Source organism: Faecalimonas sp. LCP19S3_D12, assembly GCF_052121495.1.
In the GTDB taxonomy this organism is placed as follows: domain Bacteria; phylum Bacillota; class Clostridia; order Lachnospirales; family Lachnospiraceae; genus Faecalimonas.
This window is the reverse complement of the sequence record NZ_JBQKED010000057.1, coordinates 1-15,035: the sequence shown is the minus strand read 5'-3', so window position 1 is coordinate 15,035 and position 15,035 is coordinate 1. Positions and strand designations below refer to the sequence as shown.

12 protein-coding genes, 7 tRNA genes and 1 rRNA gene are annotated in these 15,035 nt (G+C 36.5%); 17 read left to right on the top strand and 3 right to left on the bottom strand.

Going from position 1 to position 15,035, the window contains the following annotated elements:
• The 8 genes from ACTQXY_RS13860 to ACTQXY_RS13825 form a co-directional block, all read left to right on the top strand.
• Window positions 1-148, top strand: a 23S ribosomal RNA gene (locus ACTQXY_RS13860); the annotation flags it as partial.
• A 75-nt stretch (window positions 149-223) separates the two neighbouring features.
• Window positions 224-297: transfer RNA gene (locus ACTQXY_RS13855), tRNA-Asp, on the top strand.
• A gap of 36 nt (window positions 298-333) precedes the next feature.
• Window positions 334-406: transfer RNA gene (locus ACTQXY_RS13850), tRNA-Val, on the top strand.
• A 27-nt stretch (window positions 407-433) separates the two neighbouring features.
• Window positions 434-506 (top strand) — tRNA-Thr (locus ACTQXY_RS13845).
• A 4-nt stretch (window positions 507-510) separates the two neighbouring features.
• Window positions 511-592 (top strand) — tRNA-Tyr (locus ACTQXY_RS13840).
• Window positions 593-661: 69 nt separating this feature from the next.
• Window positions 662-735, top strand: a tRNA-Met gene (locus ACTQXY_RS13835).
• 8 nt (window positions 736-743) lie between these two features.
• Window positions 744-816: transfer RNA gene (locus ACTQXY_RS13830), tRNA-Phe, on the top strand.
• 34 nt (window positions 817-850) lie between these two features.
• Window positions 851-923, top strand: a tRNA-Lys gene (locus tag ACTQXY_RS13825).
• A 90-nt stretch (window positions 924-1,013) separates the two neighbouring features.
• Here the strand turns inward: ACTQXY_RS13825 and ACTQXY_RS13820 are convergent.
• Window positions 1,014-1,616 carry a formate/nitrite transporter family protein gene (locus ACTQXY_RS13820; RefSeq protein ID WP_441659953.1) on the bottom strand — a complete coding sequence of 201 codons (603 nt, stop codon included), beginning with the start codon at window positions 1,614-1,616 and terminating at the stop codon, window positions 1,014-1,016.
• 201 nt (window positions 1,617-1,817) lie between these two features.
• On the opposite strand from ACTQXY_RS13820, the gene carB reads away from it, so the two are divergent.
• Window positions 1,818-5,042 carry a carbamoyl-phosphate synthase large subunit gene (gene carB, locus ACTQXY_RS13815; protein WP_441659952.1) on the top strand — a complete coding sequence of 1,075 codons (3,225 nt, stop codon included), beginning with the start codon at window positions 1,818-1,820 and terminating at the stop codon, window positions 5,040-5,042.
• Here the strand turns inward: carB and ACTQXY_RS13810 are convergent, their stop codons facing one another.
• The gene (locus tag ACTQXY_RS13810; RefSeq protein ID WP_441659951.1) at window positions 5,043-5,177 is read right to left on the bottom strand and encodes a hypothetical protein; all 135 of its coding nucleotides are present in this window, start codon (window positions 5,175-5,177) and stop codon (window positions 5,043-5,045) included.
• Between the two features lie 86 nt (window positions 5,178-5,263).
• On the opposite strand from ACTQXY_RS13810, the gene ACTQXY_RS13805 reads away from it, so the two are divergent.
• A complete protein-coding gene (locus ACTQXY_RS13805) occupies window positions 5,264-6,667 on the top strand; it encodes an exopolysaccharide biosynthesis polyprenyl glycosylphosphotransferase (RefSeq protein ID WP_441659950.1) in 1,404 nt (467 codons plus the stop codon).
• A 188-nt stretch (window positions 6,668-6,855) separates the two neighbouring features.
• Here the strand turns inward: ACTQXY_RS13805 and ACTQXY_RS13800 are convergent, their stop codons facing one another.
• Window positions 6,856-7,731, bottom strand: coding sequence for an Rpn family recombination-promoting nuclease/putative transposase (locus tag ACTQXY_RS13800; protein WP_441659949.1), 876 nt, complete (start codon window positions 7,729-7,731; stop codon window positions 6,856-6,858).
• A gap of 417 nt (window positions 7,732-8,148) precedes the next feature.
• Here ACTQXY_RS13800 and ACTQXY_RS13795 point away from each other — a divergent pair, with 417 nt between their 5' ends.
• Genes ACTQXY_RS13795 through ACTQXY_RS13765 form a run of 7 tightly spaced genes read left to right on the top strand, consistent with a single transcriptional unit; the run spans window position 8,149 to window position 14,941 of the window.
• Complete coding sequence (locus ACTQXY_RS13795) at window positions 8,149-8,904, top strand: WecB/TagA/CpsF family glycosyltransferase (protein WP_441659948.1); 756 nt, start codon at window positions 8,149-8,151, stop codon at window positions 8,902-8,904.
• Between the two features lie 43 nt (window positions 8,905-8,947).
• Window positions 8,948-10,045: a non-hydrolyzing UDP-N-acetylglucosamine 2-epimerase gene (gene wecB / locus ACTQXY_RS13790; RefSeq protein WP_441659947.1), complete on the top strand. Its 1,098-nt coding sequence runs from the start codon at window positions 8,948-8,950 to the stop codon at window positions 10,043-10,045.
• Window positions 10,046-10,069: 24 nt separating this feature from the next.
• Window positions 10,070-11,185 (top strand): polysaccharide pyruvyl transferase family protein, encoded by a 1,116-nt coding sequence (locus tag ACTQXY_RS13785; RefSeq protein ID WP_441659946.1) that lies wholly within the window; start codon window positions 10,070-10,072, stop codon window positions 11,183-11,185.
• Window positions 11,186-11,234: 49 nt separating this feature from the next.
• On the top strand, window positions 11,235-12,392 hold the full coding sequence (locus ACTQXY_RS13780) for a Coenzyme F420 hydrogenase/dehydrogenase, beta subunit C-terminal domain (protein WP_441659945.1): 1,158 nt from the start codon (window positions 11,235-11,237) through the stop codon (window positions 12,390-12,392).
• A gap of 39 nt (window positions 12,393-12,431) precedes the next feature.
• Window positions 12,432-13,532: a glycosyltransferase gene (locus ACTQXY_RS13775; RefSeq protein ID WP_441659944.1), complete on the top strand. Its 1,101-nt coding sequence runs from the start codon at window positions 12,432-12,434 to the stop codon at window positions 13,530-13,532.
• A 31-nt stretch (window positions 13,533-13,563) separates the two neighbouring features.
• Entirely contained in the window at window positions 13,564-14,631 is a 1,068-nt protein-coding gene (locus ACTQXY_RS13770) for a glycosyltransferase (protein ID WP_441659943.1), read from the top strand.
• A complete protein-coding gene (locus ACTQXY_RS13765; protein WP_441659942.1) occupies window positions 14,609-14,941 on the top strand; it encodes an acyltransferase in 333 nt (110 codons plus the stop codon). The genes ACTQXY_RS13770 and ACTQXY_RS13765 overlap by 23 nt, the downstream gene beginning before the upstream one ends.
• Window positions 14,942-15,035: the final 94 nt, after the last annotated feature.

The following is a 15,035-nucleotide window of genomic DNA, read 5'->3' as shown; positions in this document are numbered from 1 at the left end:
ATCTAAGCGTGAAGCCCCCCTCAAGATGAGATATCCCATAACGTCAAGTTAGTAAGACCCCTTGAAGACGACAAGGTAGATAGGACAGAGGTGGAAGTGCAGTAATGTATGTAGCTGACTGTTACTAATCGGTCGAGGGCATAACCAAACAGGTGATAGGAAGAAGGATGAAGAGAGATTTATCAAAGTGGATTGTATGTGATTTTGAAGGTACATAATATTTGGCCCGGTGGCTCAGTTGGTTAGAGCGCCGCCCTGTCACGGCGGAGGTCGAGGGTTCGAGTCCCTTCCGGGTCGTTTGTATCATTTGATACAGAGAATTTAATATCTCATGGGATCATAGCTCAGCTGGGAGAGCATCTGCCTTACAAGCAGAGGGTCATAGGTTCGAGCCCTATTGGTCCCATTTATTATTGAAGTAATAATAAACTTCGCCGATGTGGCTCAATTGGCAGAGCAGCTGATTTGTAATCAGCAGGTTATCGGTTCGAGTCCGATCATCGGCTTTTTGGATGGATTCCCGAGTGGCCAAAGGGGGCAGACTGTAAATCTGTTGGCACCGCCTTCGAAGGTTCGAATCCTTCTCCATCCATTAGGAATAGAAATTCCGAAAGATAATGTATATTTTATAAATATATGCATATAATTAATTAGATATTGACGCGGGGTGGAGCAGTCTGGAAGCTCGTCGGGCTCATAACCCGAAGGTCGTAGGTTCAAATCCTGCCCCCGCAATTTTTTCTGCCCAGATAGCTCAGTCGGTAGAGCAGAGGACTGAAAATCCTCGTGTCGCTGGTTCGATTCCGGCTCTGGGCATTGCTACTGAAAAGTAGTACAAGTTAATAGTTGTGGAGCATTAGCTCAGTCGGTAGAGCACTTGACTTTTAATCAAGTTGTCCGGGGTTCGAATCCCCGATGCTTCATTTATTTTGGCATTTGAGAAGATTCTTGAATGTCTTTTTTATTTTGTTTTATGATGATTATTTGCAATAAAAAAGAGACATATCTCTTTTTTATTGTCCATCTTTTGTTAATTTGGAAAGAAGGATTCCGCCTGTGCTGTTTCCGAGAATAATAACAATTAAAGGAAAGAAGAATTTTGTCGGCTTGCTGACGAGTGCAAAGTAAAATATATTTGCAATACAGTGCTCAAATCCAGCCAAAATAAAAACAGATACACATAGGAAAACTGCAAGTGTGCCGAGAATGTTTGGCTGTTTTTTGAATGTTGCGACTGCAATGAACATGAGCATCCCGCAACAAACAGCAAGAAGAAATAAACTTACATAGGTGTCTGAGAGTTTGTTATCCACAATTGGCACAGATTTTTCCACCAATTTGCTATGGAGACGGGTTTGTTTCATAAGAAATGCCATCACATTTACTCCGATTGTATTACCTATTAAAGTAATGAGAATTTCAATGTAGTTGCTTTTATTGATATAGCCTATTTTTCCTGTAAACAGATTTAGTTCCAGATTGATGATTGTAAAAAGACCTAATCCAAACAGGAAAGAAGCTACGATTGAGTTATCCATATTGAGATATACAGTACAACCAATTCCAATTAAAAGACCCGCAACAATTGCTTTTTTTAATGCATTTAAGTGTTTCATATTTCCCCCTATATTCTTTTGTAATAAATTCCAGCGTTTAGTATATCATGGATTTTGAAATATTTGTAGAAAAAATAACAAATTTATAAAACTTCTAGTATACAAAGGGAGTTTAATTAACAATTGACATTGGTATTGGCAACATGTATAATGTTTGGTGATATAAAAATATGAGATTACAGAAATAGGAGGAGAATGGACATGTCAAAGAGAGAAGACATTAAGAAGGTACTTATTATTGGTTCAGGTCCTATTATTATTGGGCAGGCGTGTGAATTTGATTATTCAGGTACACAGGCATGTAAGGCTCTTAGAAATTTAGGTTATGAAATCGTACTCGTGAACTCTAATCCGGCTACTATTATGACGGATCCGGAGACAGCTGATGTTACTTATATTGAACCTCTCAATGTTGAAAGACTTGAGCAGATTATCGCAAAAGAAAGACCAGATGCATTACTACCAAACCTTGGAGGACAGTCGGGTCTTAATTTATGTTCAGAATTAGCTGAAGCGGGAGTTCTTGAAAAATATAATGTAGAAGTAATCGGTGTTCAGGTAGATGCGATTGAGCGTGGTGAAGACCGTATTGAATTTAAAAAGACTATGGACAGTCTTGGAATTGAGATGGCAAGAAGTGAGGTTGCATATTCGGTAGATGAGGCGCTTGCGATTGCAGATAAATTAGGTTATCCGGTAGTACTTCGTCCGGCTTACACAATGGGTGGAGCAGGAGGCGGTCTTGTATATAATGTAGAAGAATTAAAGACTGTATGTGCAAGAGGTCTTCAGGCAAGTCTGGTAGGTCAGGTACTTGTGGAAGAATCTATTTTAGGTTGGGAAGAGTTAGAACTTGAGGTAGTTCGTGACTCTGAAGGTAATATGATTACGGTATGTTTCATCGAGAATATTGACCCACTTGGTGTACACACAGGTGACTCATTCTGTTCAGCTCCTATGCTTACAATCTCAGAAGAAGTACAGAAACGTTTGCAGGAAAAATCTCATAAAGTTGTAGATTCTGTTAAGGTAATCGGTGGATGTAATGTACAGTGGGCACATGATCCAAAGACAGACAGAGATATCATTATCGAAATTAACCCAAGAACATCGCGTTCGTCGGCACTTGCTTCTAAAGCGACAGGTTTTCCAATTGCTTTGGTATCAGCAATGCTGGCAACAGGGCTTACATTGAAAGATATTCCATGTGGAAAATATGGAACATTAGATAAGTATGTTCCGGATGGAGATTATGTTGTAATCAAATTTGCTCGTTGGGCATTTGAAAAATTCAAAGGTGTAGAGGACAAACTTGGTACTCAGATGCGCGCCGTAGGTGAAGTTATGAGTATTGGTAAGACATATAAGGAAGCATTCCAGAAAGCAATCCGAAGTCTTGAGACAGGTCGCTATGGACTTGGACATGCAAAAGATTTTGATACAAAATCAAAAGAAGAATTGCTGAAAATGTTGATTACACCGACTAGCGAACGTCATTTTATTATGTATGAGGCGCTTCGTAAAGGTGCAACTGTGGATGAAATCCATGAATTGACAAAAGTAAAACACTGGTTCATTGAACAGATGAAAGAACTTGTGGAAGAAGAAGAAGCTCTTTTAGCGTATAAAGGAAATCTTCCTTCGGATGAAGCTTTGATTGCAGCTAAGAAAGATGGTTTCTCTGACAAATATTTAAGCCAGATTTTAGAGGTAGATGAAACTGACGTAAGGGAAAAGAGAATTGCAATTGGTATGGAGGAAGCGTGGGAAGGAGTACACGTAAGTGCTACAAAAGACAGTGCGTACTATTATTCGACATACAATGCGGAAGACAAAAATCCAGTAAATGAAGAAAAACCGAAGATCATGATCCTTGGCGGTGGACCAAACAGAATTGGACAGGGGATTGAGTTCGACTATTGTTGTGTGCATGCTTCACTTGCGTTAAAGAAACTTGGATTTGAGACAATTATTGTAAACTGTAATCCGGAAACTGTTTCTACAGACTACGATACATCAGACAAGCTGTACTTTGAACCGCTTACATTGGAAGATGTACTCAGCATTTATAAGAAAGAAAAACCAGTTGGGGTTATCGCTCAGTTTGGTGGACAAACACCATTGAATCTTGCAGCTGACCTTGAGAAGAATGGTGTGAAGATTCTCGGAACAGCTCCGTCTGTAATCGACCTTGCAGAAGATAGAGATTTATTCCGTGCGATGATGGAAAAATTAGATATTCCAATGCCGGAATCAGGAATGGCAGTCAATGTAGAGGAAGCATTGGAAATCGCTGAGAAGATTGGTTATCCGGTTATGGTTCGTCCTTCATATGTACTTGGTGGACGTGGAATGGAAGTTGTATACGATGCAGAAAGCATGGTTGGATACATGAATGCTGCAGTTGGTGTGACGCCGGAACGTCCGATTTTGATCGACCGTTTCTTAGGACACGCAACAGAGTGCGAGGCGGATGCAATCAGTGACGGAACACATGCATTTGTACCGGCAGTAATGGAACATATCGAGCTTGCAGGAGTGCATTCAGGGGACTCTGCTTGTATCATTCCGTCAAAATATATTTCTGAAGAAAATGTAAAAACAATTAAAGAATATACAAGAAAAATTGCAGAAGAAATGCATGTTAAAGGTCTTATGAACATGCAGTACGCAATTGAAAACGGGAAGGTATATGTGCTTGAGGCGAACCCGAGAGCATCTAGAACTGTTCCGCTTGTATCAAAAGTATGTAACGTCAGAATGGTACCGCTTGCAATTGATATTGTGACAAGTGAATTGACTGGAAGAAAATCTCCGGTACCGGAATTGAAAGAACAGGATATTCCTTACTATGGAGTAAAAGAAGCTGTATTCCCATTCAATATGTTCCAGGAAGTCGACCCTGTACTTGGACCTGAGATGCGTTCAACGGGTGAAGTACTTGGACTTTCCAGATTTTATGGGGAAGCATTCTTTAAGGCACAAGAAGCAACACAGACAAAACTTCCATTAGAAGGAACAGTGCTTATTACTGTAAATGATAAAGATAAAGACGAAGTAGTTGACCTGGCAAGAGACTTCGCGGAGACAGGATTCAAGATTCTTGCATCTAAGCATACAGGAAAATTGATTCAGGATGCGGGAATCGAAGTAGAACTCGTAAATAAACTGCAGGAAGGAAGACCAAACATCCTTGACCTAATCACAAATGGAAAGATTGATTTGATTGTAAATACTCCGATTGGAAAAGACAGAAATGTAGATGATAGTTATTTACGTAAAGCTGCAATTAAGAAAAAAGTGCCATATATGACAACAATGGCGGCAGCGAAAGCAACTATAAGTGGTATTCAGTCATTGAAGAAACCAGGATGTGGTGAAGTAAGATCATTGCAAGAACTTCACAGTGAGATCAAAGATAAATAATTATGACGGATGATTTTTGATAAAATCCAGCTGTTCTTTATCGCTGATTTCACGATCATAGCTTGTCTGCACGTGTACAATACACCAGCAGAGAAAACATAGTAACAATAGACAAATAAAAAATAAAGTAATCATAAACACCTCCTTGAAAGATATGAACTAGTTATAGTATATGATGAAATAAAAAAAATATGCGATATTTATAAAAATGGGTGAGTGAAGTGTATAAAGAAGAAAAAACAAGTTGGATGAAGCACTTTGATTTCATAGTGCTTGATATTCTTATATTGCAGATAGCATTTAATATAGGCTATCTGCTGAGAATGAAAACCGGATGGCTGTATTTGAATAAAGAATATACTAGATTGAGCATAGTGCTTATTCTTATTGGAATTTGTGTTGGGTTTTTCTTGGAAGGATATAGTGGTGTGCTGCGGAGAGGATACTTTATCGAATTTAAGGAAACGGTAAAGTATGTCAGTCTGAGCAGCGGATTTTTGATTATTTATTTGTTCCTTGTGAAAAATTCTGATACATATTCAAGATTGACTATTTTTCACTTGTGGTGGCTTGGAATCATCCTTGATTACATAGCACGTATTGGGTTAAAAACATATTTAAAGAAGAAACAGGCAAGTAAAGCGAGGATTGTTTTGATTATTACGACAGAGGAGCAGGCTGAAGAGAATGTCGAGCAGCTTAAAGAGCACGCATATGCCGGAATCTATCCGATCGGAATTGCAATTGTAGGAGCATATAGTGGTACGGAGACAATTGCGGGGGTTCCTGTTATTGGAAAAGAAACAGAAGTACTTTCATATATCACTGGTCATGTAGTAGATGAGATTTATATCAACACGAGCAGAGAGGTAAAGTTGGAAAGTGAAGTTGAAAAGTATATTGAGGCAGGAGTGACTGTGCACATTAATCTGCTTGAGACGAAAGGAATAGCAGGATATAAATGCATGGAGGACTTTGCGGGAGAGACTGTACTGACAATGACATTTAAGTCGGCTACTGCCAGACAGCTCTTGATGAAACGTATGCTTGATATTTGTGGTGGACTGGTTGGAGTGGTGATGATGGGAATTATATTCTTGTTTGTTGCACCAATTATTAAGAAGCAAAGTCCGGGACCTGTATTCTTTTCACAGTGGCGAATTGGGCGAAATGGACGAAAGTTCAAGATATATAAATTCCGATCTATGTACATGGATGCGGAAGAGCGAAAGAAGGAATTGATGAAACATAATCAGATGGAGGGGCTTATGTTTAAGATGGATAATGATCCAAGAATTTTCCCATTTGGTCATTTTCTGCGTGACAGCAGCTTGGACGAGTTTCCTCAATTTTGGAATGTGCTAAAGGGAGATATGAGTCTTGTCGGGACAAGACCGCCTACTGTTGATGAGTATGAGCAGTATGAGCTTCACCATAGACGAAGAGTATCTATTAAACCAGGTCTTACCGGTCTATGGCAAGTGAGCGGCCGCAGCGATATTACTGATTTTGAGGAAGTTGTAAGGTTAGATACGGAGTATATATCAAATTGGAGATTGGCTTCAGATTTGAAGATCTTGCTTAAGACAGTGGGAGTTGTGTTGGCAAGAAAAGGTTCGAAATAAAGTGGAAAAATGGCGTTCATCTTTTGAGAGAGGTGGCGTCATTTTTATTATTTGTATATAGAATTCCTCTGCTTTTTCTCTGAATATTTGCCTGAAACGGCATTGATTTGTTACGATTTCTCCACGGTCTTAGCAAGAACAGCTAAAACCGTGAGAAGTTAGATTTCCATATGACTGGAAACAGATACTTACTTTATCTTTTCTGTAAATTCTTCTAAAGATTTGGATTGAAACGCTACCTGTGTCCATTGCTTCAATGTTTCCAGATTCTCTTGCTTCTGAATCTGTTCAGACAGCTCTTTGGAAACTGCACCAAAAGGCTGCAAGAACAGAAGTAAGGTTTCTCTTGCAGTTTCTATTTTTCCCTGTATAAGACCTTCTGCACGTCCGGCCGCGCGTTCTTCTTTCAGCATCTCTTCAAAAATCATAAAGCGTTCCTCCATCTCCCTGCTTTTCTTGATGTTGCGGACAAACTTCTGTAGTTGTTCCACATATGGGTCGTGAAATTCTTTTTCACTCCCCGCAAGGTCTTCTTTCACATAGTTTAGAAATGTTACCAACTCTTTCGGAACTTCACTTTCATTCTTTCCATGAGCATTCAAGAACACAATTGTTCTACCGTCTTCCAAGTCTGCTTTCGGAGATTCTCTACATGTGGTTTGAAACGTATAGCGATACTTCCACTTTCCAAATGGGTCAAAGTCGCATATAAAAATGACATAAGTATTTGGAAGTTCTGCGTAATCTTCTCCGGCAAGCAGCATTTCCATGTCCATTTGGCTTTGGTAATAGCGGCTACGCTTTCCAAGCGCCGGTTTCTTCTCCACCTGCATCTCCACGTTATAACGTGTCTGGCTTTCATCTTTTGCGTAAACATCTAAGCGGACGCCCTTATACTCAGGATGATATACAATGCTTTTTTCCTTGCTGATTTCCACTCGTTCAATCGGCAGTTCTAAGACTCTCTCTAAAAGTCCCTTGCAATTGTCTTCATCCATCATTACTGCGCCAAACATAAAATTGTCCTTGATTGTGAGTTCCTTTAAACGTTGTTTTTTTCTCATTTTACTCCTCCGTGTGCAGAGGAATTCTATAAAATGATTGTAGCAGATTGTTTAGAGGATGACTAGTCTTATTTTTCTTCTATCAAGATAAACGCATGAGTAAATAAATTGTGAACATCCCATTTTCTGATATGAAGACAAATATTATTAGAAAATGGAGTTTAAGTATCTGGGTTGCGCTCAATTAAACATTTAGAAGAAGTGTTAAATTCTTAAAAAAGGACAGGATGTAAATCTAGGGAGCTAACTATATAAAAATCATTCATGCGTTTGTCATGCTCGAATTTAAGTAGTGGTTGACATATTTAGATGAAAAAGGTAGTATTAGTAAAGAATGATGTAGAAATTTGTTTATATGTGTAAACAAGTATATGAAGAAAGAGCTAAGTAAAATAGATAGCGGGAAGTTGGTATAAAATGGATCGAGTATTGGGACATAATCGGCGAATTACAATATTGGATACAGTAATCGACGTGTTAGATGAAAAAGAAACTATAAATTTAGTAGAAAAATATATAAATGAAAAAGAACCACTTCATTTAATGGGAGTAAATGCAGATAAAATCAATTCATTAAATACAAATCATAGATTAAAAGAGATTATAAATGGGTGTGGTATTATTAATGCTGATGGAGCCTCTGTAGTTTTGGCAAGCAGATTTTTGAAAAAGCCTTTGCCGGAAAGAGTAGCAGGGATTGATTTAATGCAGAAGCTTGTGGATGTGAGTGAGAAAAAAGGATATAGTATTTATTTGTTAGGGGCTAAGCAGCAGGTTGTAGAAAAGACGGCACAGGTTTTAAAAGGAAAGCATAAAGATTTGAATATTTTAGGAGTACATAATGGATACTTTAAGCAACAAGATTGGAAAGAAATTTCGAAAGAATTAAAAAAATTGTGTCCAGATATTGTATTTATAGGAATTACATCTCCATTAAAAGAGTACTTGATTGAATATCTACAAAATGATGGAAATAAAAGTGTCTTTATGGGAGTAGGTGGAAGTTTTGATGTTATATCAGGGAATATTCCGAGAGCTCCACTGTGGATGCAAAAGACAAATTTAGAATGGCTGTTTAGAGTCATGCAAGAGCCTAGACGATTATTTAAACGGTATTTTGTAGGAAATGTAACTTTTATTAATGCAATTATAAAAGAAAAAGTAAGAAAATGAGATTTAATAAATTATAAAGGTTAGTAAAGGATATGGAAAAGATATGAAAAAAGTTATGTTAGTCTTTGGAACAAGACCAGAGGCAATTAAAATGTGTCCATTGGTGAATGAACTAAAAAAAAGAGATGCCATTGAAACAATCGTTTGTGTAACAGGGCAACATCGCCAAATGCTAGATCAAGTATTAGAAGTATTTCGAGTAGTACCTGATTATGATTTATCCATTATGAAAGAGCGACAAACGCTATTTGATGTGACTACTAATATATTAAATAAAATTAGAGAGGTTTTAGAAAAAGAGAAACCAGATGTAGTACTTGTGCATGGCGATACATCTACAACATTTGCGACGGCTCTTGCTTGCTTTTATTTACAAATACCAGTAGGTCATGTAGAGGCGGGACTTCGTACATACAATATCTATTCTCCGTATCCAGAAGAATTTAATAGACAGGCTGTTAGCATTATCAGTCATTTTAATTTTGCGCCAACAGAGTTGGCAAAAGAGAACTTATTAAAAGAAGGAAAACAAGCAGATACAATTTATATTACAGGAAATACAGCGATTGATGCGTTAAAAACAACAGTAAAACCAGACTATTCACATTCAGAACTTGAGTGGGCAAAAGACTCCAAACTTATTATGATAACGGCTCATAGAAGAGAGAATCTTGGCAAACCAATGGAAAATATGTTTAGAGCTATTCGCAGAGTTATGGATGAACATGATGATGTTAAGGCTATTTATCCAATTCATATGAATCCGGTTGTTCGCGAGATTGCGAATAATATTTTGGGAGATGATGATCGTATTCATATCATAGAGCCTTTAGAAGTTGTAGATTTTCACAATTTCTTGGATCGAAGTTATATGATTTTAACGGATTCGGGTGGAATTCAGGAAGAAGCCCCTTCTCTTGGAAAGCCTGTTCTTGTGATGCGGGATACAACAGAAAGACCAGAAGGAATTGCGGCAGGGACGTTGAAGCTTGTAGGAACTACTGAAGAAGTTATTTACGAGAATTTTAAAACATTATTAGATAATAAAGAAGAGTATTTGAAAATGAGTAATGCGAGCAATCCGTACGGAGATGGGCATGCCAGTGAGAGGATTGCAGATATTCTTGAGAAAATGTTCTAATTATGGGTGAGAGGAATCATAGTAATGAAAATCAGTCTTATTACAATTTATCAGGATAATTATGGCTCTACTTTGCAATGCTTGGCGACACAAGAATTGTTTGAAAAACTAGGAGCAGGAGTAGAAATAGTGGATTACTGGCCAGAGAGATATTCTATCAAAGGGCGAATAATACGTTTAAAAGGAAAAAACAAAAAATTTAAGAATCCATTGATTTTGAACATAGCAAGACTAATTATTTTACCATCTTATTTAAAAAGAAGGTATGTTTTTAATAAATTTACAAAGAATCAGTTAAACTTAACTTCTAGAAAATATGGGAGCTATAAGGAACTAGAAGAGAGCCCTCCTAAGGCGGATGTATATTGTACAGGAAGTGATCAAACTTGGAATAGCTTGTGGAATGAAGGCGTGGATAAGACATTTTTTTTATGTTATGCACCTGAGAATAAACCTAGAGTTTCTTATGCGTCAAGCATAGGGAACTCTAGTATTTCAAAGGAGGAGGCGCAGGAAATTGTCCCGTATTTAAAAAAATATAATTATATTTCTGTTAGAGAAGACAAGGGTGTGGAGTTACTCACAGATTTAGGTATTAGCAATGTTATACAGTGCCTTGATCCAACATTGCTATTGGACACAAATTATTGGATAAATCTTATTGCTGATAAATACAAAGGAAAACGATATGTTGTAACGTACAATTTACATAGAGATCCAAACATAGATAAATTCGCGCAAAGTGTTGCGGACAAATATAATTTGAAAATTTATAATATAGCCTACAATTGGCATGATATAATTCGAAAAGGGTATTTGAAATGGTGTCCGAGAGTCGAGGATTTTCTAGACTTAATAAAAAATGCGACTTTTGTAGTAGCAGATTCGTTTCATGCAACAGTTTTTTCATTACTTTTTCACACAGAATTTGTTTCTATTCTGCCAGAAGAAGCAAGTAGTCGAATTGTGAGTTTGCTACATGCAATGGGGCTTGATGAAAGAGCATGTATAGGAAGTCCAGATATTAGTTTATTGGATAATGCTATTAATTTTGAGAAAACAGATAAAAAATTACAAGAACTTAGAAATGATTCTGACAATTATCTTGTGAGAATTATAGAAGAGTTTGGAAGTAATTGATACTTGAGAAAATTCGGTTAAGTATATAGTAGTGCAAAGGGAAAATAGAATGAATAATATTTTAACTGTTGGGAGAGATTGTGTTGGATGTAGAAGTTGTGAGCAGGTGTGTCCTCACAAATGTATTAGTATGCAGGAAAACAAGGAGGGGTTTTTGTACCCTATAGTAGACGACCTGCGGTGTACTTCTTGTGGATTATGTAGAAGAAAATGTCCGGCTTTAGGAAATATAGATAGAAATAGAGCTCCGATAGAGATTTATGCATTAAAAGAGAAAGATAAAGAAGACGTGTTTTATTCAGCATCAGGTGGAGCTTCTAATGTTGCAGCTAAAGTGCTGCTAGACGAAGGTGGGTATGTTTACGGTGCTGCGTATGACGAGAATTTAAAAGTATCGCATATTGAAGTGTCGGATGATCAGGGAAGAAAAAAAATACAGTCATCCAAATATGTACAATCTGATATTTCCAATAGTTTTTCTTTGGCAAAAAGGAGATTAGAAGAGGGAGTTCCAATACTTTTTACAGGGACGCCATGTCAAATTGCTGGGTTACATATGTTTTTAGGAAAGCCATACACTAATCTGTTTACCATGGATTTAATATGTCATGGAGTACCATCACCATTGCTATTCAAGAAATATTTAACTTATCAAAAGAAAAAATTAGGGGAAGAAATTTTATCTTATAATTTTCGATCTAAAGAAAAAAGAGGATGGGGAACACAATATTTAATAAAGACAAAGACAAAGACAAAGACAAAGACTCTCTCTGTCGATAAATACGGAAAGCCTTTTATGGCTGGAGATTCTTATCGAGAGTGTTGCTATAAATGTAAGTATGCTAATCTTAACAGGCAGGGAGATTTAACGGTTGGAGATTTTTGGGGGATTGAAAAATGTCATCCTGAATTTTCGTCGAAATTTGGGGTATCAGTTGTTTTGGTAAATACCAATAGAGGGAAAGAACTATTAAAAAAGATGAACAGAGAAGTAAACTTATTAGAATGCTCTTTGGAGGCGGCTTTGATTAAGCAGGGAAACCTGATACATCCAACGAGCAGACCAGCAGCGCGAGATACTTTTTATGATAAGATAAAAGAGGAAAATTATATTGAATCTCTAAAGGTAGGGCTACAGATTAAAGAGAGAGTTAAAATATTACTTCCAGCAAAAATGGTAAAGATTTTAAAGCGTTATTTGAAATAGAGTATAGTTATCAGATTTTAATATTTGGAGAGATATATCATGGGAAAAAAAATCAAGGTATGTATGGTGGCCAATAGTTTAGAAGTGAACGGGGTAAGTAATGTTATAATGAATTATTGCAGAAATATTGATTTAAATTCTTTTGCAGTTAGTATTATAGTGGGTACGCCAGTTGCGACTTCGTACCGTAAGGAATGTGAGGATTTGGGGATTAGTATTTATGAGCTTCCCTCAAGAAGAAATAATAAAAAAGACTATTATTTAGCATTAAACCATTTACTGAAAAAAAGACAGTTTGATATTTTTCATATTCATGGGGGAAGTGCATTGATTTCAATAGAGCTATTTATAGCTCGATTACACAAGATAAATGTACGTATTGCGCACAGTCATAATACGACATGCTTTCATTTAAAAACTCATCGGTTGTTACGTCCCTTTTTTAAACATTTATATACACATGCTTTTGCCTGTGGAGAAGATGCGGGAAAATGGTTATTTGATAATCAGAAGTTTAATGTCATACCGAATGGGTTTTGTGTAGATAGATTTAGGTATAATGAAACGACGAGGAGAACAGAGAGAGAAAAACTTGGTATTGAAGGAAAGTATGTTTTAGGACATATTGGAAGGTTTAATGAGCAAAAAAATCACAAATTTTTACTTGAAATATTTTCGGAAGTTGCAAATAGGAATCAGCAAGCAGTTTTATTGCTGGTTGGTACAGGTCCTATATATGATGAAGTGATGTTACTGATTGACCAGCATCCTTATAGAGAGCGGATTATTACACACGAGGAAACCGCTGAACCTGAAAATTTATATAATGCAATGGATATATTTGTGTTTCCATCATTATTTGAAGGACTTCCTGTAGTTTTATTAGAAGCACAGATGACAGGATTGCCTTGCATAGTTTCTGATGTAATAACTAAAGAAGTTGATTTAGGTAAGAATGTTAACCGTCTATCGTTATGCGAACAACCATCTGTATGGGCAGAGCAGATTTTAGAGAATCATGAGGTGGACAGAAAAGAATTTTTTGAAGAAAATTATAGAATGATAACACGGTATGAAATAAAAGAAAATGTAAAAATTTTGGAAAATTTATATAAAGATGCCTGTAGTGAGAAGTGTTAGTGAATATTTAAGCATTTTGGGGAGGTAAATTATGGGGCAAGATATGCTTATTAGTGTGATAGTGCCAGTATATAATGTTGAAAAGTATTTGAGAATATGTATAGATAGCTTATTAGCACAAACCTATAAAAATATAGAAATTATTATGGTTGATGATGGATCAAAAGATGCTAGTGGAGAAATTTGTGATGAATATGCATATAAATATGAAAAATGTAAAGTAGTGCATAAAAAAAATGCTGGTTTGGGGATGGCGAGAAATACTGGGATGGAGAATATGGAAGGGGAGTATGTAACCTTTGTTGATTCAGATGATTGGCTGATGCCCGATACGATAGAAAATTTGTTCCGTGCTCTGATGGATAATGGAGTTGATATGTGTAAAGGTGGATTTCAAAGGGTAAATAATGGTAAAATAATTTCTATCAGAAAGTATCAAGAAGAATGTTTTAAAGGGGAAAAAGCAAAGAATGAATTGTTGCCAAGAATGATAGGGTCTTCACCTACTGAACATGATAGTATAGAGATGTGTGTGTGGGGGGCGATTTATAAAACGGATATTATAAAAAAGCATAATTTGAAATTTGTATCAGAGAGAGAACTTATATCAGAGGATTTAGTTTTTAATATAGATTATATGCAGTTTGCCAATGGTGCATGTACAATAGGTCAAACAGGCTATCAGTATAGACTAAATAATAGTTCACTTTCAACTTCTTATAGAGCAGACCGTTATCAAGCAAGTGTGTATTTTTACAAAGAAATGGCAAAGAAAATAAAAGAATTAGGTTATGATAATTTTGTTATGCTTAGGCTGAAGAGGATGTTTTTTATATATTTACGAATGAGTATTTTTCAGGAAGTACATTTAGTATCAAAATTGACTATGAGACAAAACGTTGCTAATATTAAATCAATGTGCAGTGATTCAATTATTTCTGAGATACTGAATGACTACCCTGTAAAGAAAATGGGATTTAAACAAGTTATGTTTTTAGAGTTGGTTCGTCACAGGTGTGCCATGATATTATTTTGTTTAGCAACATTAACTGTTTTAAAAAAGAGAGGATTATTCAATGAACATAAAAAGGATAATTAAGAGGTTAATTTATAGATATCAGGCTGATTCGGATACATATGTACGATGGCTTGTCAAACAGGGTGTAAAAATCGGAGAAGGTGTAAGATTTATAACTCCTAAATCTAGCTGGGTTGATATAAGTAGACCGTGGCTGGTTAGTATAGGGGATAACGTTACTATTACACCAGGGGTAACAATTATAACGCATGATTACAGTTGGTCTGTTATTGCAGTGCATTCAAATGTTATTTTAGGAAGTGTGGGAGAAGTAACGATAGGGAACAATGTATTTATCGGACAGAAGAGTACAATTGGTGCTAGAATATAAATAGTACAAGTCAAAATGAGAATTCCTTATAAGAAAAATCATGGTACAATGTAAGTATCGCACTGAAGGAGGATCTCATTATGGCAAAGCACTA

Bases quoted from the DNA above. Each gene is read 5' to 3' on its own strand.
- ACTQXY_RS13820 (WP_441659953.1), bottom strand. From the start codon at position 1,616: ATGAAACACTTAAATGCATTAAAAAAAGCAATTGTTGCGGGTCTTTTA.
- carB (WP_441659952.1), top strand. From the start codon at position 1,818: ATGTCAAAGAGAGAAGACATTAAGAAGGTACTTATTATTGGTTCAGGT.
- ACTQXY_RS13810 (WP_441659951.1), bottom strand. From the start codon at position 5,177: ATGATTACTTTATTTTTTATTTGTCTATTGTTACTATGTTTTCTCTGC.
- ACTQXY_RS13800 (WP_441659949.1), bottom strand. From the start codon at position 7,731: ATGAGAAAAAAACAACGTTTAAAGGAACTCACAATCAAGGACAATTTT.
- ACTQXY_RS13795 (WP_441659948.1), top strand. From the start codon at position 8,149: ATGGATCGAGTATTGGGACATAATCGGCGAATTACAATATTGGATACA.
- wecB (WP_441659947.1), top strand. From the start codon at position 8,948: ATGAAAAAAGTTATGTTAGTCTTTGGAACAAGACCAGAGGCAATTAAA.
- ACTQXY_RS13785 (WP_441659946.1), top strand. From the start codon at position 10,070: ATGAAAATCAGTCTTATTACAATTTATCAGGATAATTATGGCTCTACT.
- ACTQXY_RS13780 (WP_441659945.1), top strand. From the start codon at position 11,235: ATGAATAATATTTTAACTGTTGGGAGAGATTGTGTTGGATGTAGAAGT.
- ACTQXY_RS13775 (WP_441659944.1), top strand. From the start codon at position 12,432: ATGGGAAAAAAAATCAAGGTATGTATGGTGGCCAATAGTTTAGAAGTG.
- ACTQXY_RS13770 (WP_441659943.1), top strand. From the start codon at position 13,564: ATGGGGCAAGATATGCTTATTAGTGTGATAGTGCCAGTATATAATGTT.
- ACTQXY_RS13765 (WP_441659942.1), top strand. From the start codon at position 14,609: ATGAACATAAAAAGGATAATTAAGAGGTTAATTTATAGATATCAGGCT.